1 protein-coding gene is annotated in these 1,925 nt (G+C 59.8%); it reads left to right on the top strand.

The window, feature by feature from the left end:
* Nucleotides 1-120 precede the first annotated feature (120 nt).
* Nucleotides 121-1,833, top strand: coding sequence for a SpoIID/LytB domain-containing protein (locus NW843_RS10155; protein WP_414522869.1), 1,713 nt, complete (start codon nt 121-123; stop codon nt 1,831-1,833).
* The last annotated feature ends 92 nt before the right edge of the window (nt 1,834-1,925 follow it).

Below are 1,925 nucleotides of genomic sequence, written 5' to 3'. Positions count from 1 at the left end.
CAGCAAAGTTCAGGGTTTTGGGGGTTAGAGGCATGCTCCCCACTGCTGACGCAACCGCTGCAGGTAGGCCAAAAAAGATGGGGGTAAAATCGACAGGGTGTGCTTTAAGATAAAGCGGCCATGGCCAGTTGTCAGCCTCCCACTGCCAAACCCCGTCGGTTTTTAGGGGCTCCGTCCCGCTGGCGCAAACAGAGCACCCTCATTTCCGGCTTGGGCCTGTTGCTGGCGGCCTTAGCGCTCCATGCCGCCGACGCAACCGGAGTTCGTGAAGAGACCTTGGCCACGGCAGCCACCCCCGAAAACCCAATCCTGCATATAGGCATTGTGCAACGCTTTGGCCGTTCTGAGACGGATCAAGTGGAGCTGGCGGCGCCGACGGGATCCCTTCTCACCCTGGAATTCCCTCAAGCAGACGGCAGCACCCAGACCCAGCGAACGCCTCGGGTCAGCATCGGCATTGTCAATCGCGCCCTGACCACCCCGGAAACCGTATACCGTCTAATCCTCAGCAGCCACAAAAGTTTTGAGAGTGCCGAGGCCAACGCCAACCATTGGCAGTCTCTGGGCATCAGCACCGAGATCGCCCAGCCGCAAGAATGGCAGGTGTGGGCCAACCGCGCCTACACCCCGCAACAACTGATCCAGATTCAGCAGTATGCCCAGAAAGAAGGGATCCCCCATGTGCGGCTCGAGGTGCAGGAGCGACGCGAACGGGCGGAGCTAAGCTGGGTTCATGAACACTTTCGCTACCACCGCACCCGCCTCAGGGTGACCTCCGATGCTGGCTATCTGCGGGTGAACGACCGCCACTACGCCGGCTCTATTACCATTCAGCCCAACGCCTACGGCAGCTACACTGTGGTCAATGCCGTGCCTCTGGAAACCTATTTGCGGGGGGTAGTTCCCCACGAGGTGGGGCCAGGGGCCCCTTTTGCCGCCATGGCCGCCCAGGCGATTTTGGCGCGCACCTACGCCCTCAAGAACCTCCACCGCTTTCAGGTTGACGATTATCAGCTCTGCGCCAATACCCATTGCCAGGTTTACAAGGGATTGACCGGAACCCACCCGCGGGCTGACGAGGCCATTCGCCAAACCAGTGGCCTGGTGCTCACCTACAATGGCGAGCTGGTGGATGCTGTCTATTCCTCTACCAATGGCGGCATCTCGGCGGCCTTTGAAGACGTTTGGGACGGGGATCCGCGCCCCTACCTACGCCCGCAAGCGGATATTGCCCATCGTGCTCCGCAGGGCGAGGAGCGCCATCAACCGGGTAAGCCCCTGGATTTGCGGCAGGAGAGCAGCTTCCAGGCGTTTTTGGCCCAGCGAGAGGGCTTCAACGAAGCAGGAGTATCCCGCCTATTCCGCTGGGAGTTCTCCCTATCTCTGGAGGAGCTGAACACCCAGTTGCGGGCCGGCCAAGACTACCTAGGGATCCCGATGCCCACCTGGAGCAGCATCGCGGGGATGCAGATCCTGGAGCGCTCCGCCAGTGGCCGGGTGCAGGTGATGCAATTGGACTTGCAGACGGCAGAAGGGATCCGCTCGATTCTTTTGCGCAAGGATCAGGTACGCTTGGCTTTTCCTCGCCTGTACAGCACCCTGTTTCGGATAGAGCCTCTGAAACAAGGGGAGCGATTGGCAGGCTATCGCTTCATCGGTGGCGGCTTTGGCCATGGGGTGGGCCTGAGCCAGTATGGCTCCTATACCCTGGCTCGGCAGGGGTTTAACGTGGCACAAATCCTCGCTTTCTACTACCCCGGCACCACCTTGGCCCCGCTGGGATCCCTATCCTTGCAGTTGCCTGCCGCCTCAGCAGCCTACTCTATCCGCTAGAGGTTGGGTGAAAGTTATGGCCGTTCGCGACAGCGGGACAGAGCCTTTAGAAGAGCATGACTCTAGTCAATAATAAGCTCAACTATACTGAA

The organism is Synechococcus sp. R5-12 (assembly GCF_047502655.1).
Classification (GTDB): Bacteria; Cyanobacteriota; Cyanobacteriia; order Thermostichales; family Thermostichaceae; genus Thermostichus.
The sequence above is the reverse complement of the archived record's forward strand: the minus strand, read 5'-3'. Positions and strand labels throughout refer to the sequence as shown.

Bases quoted from the DNA above. Each gene is read 5' to 3' on its own strand.
- NW843_RS10155 (WP_414522869.1), top strand. From the start codon at position 121: ATGGCCAGTTGTCAGCCTCCCACTGCCAAACCCCGTCGGTTTTTAGGG.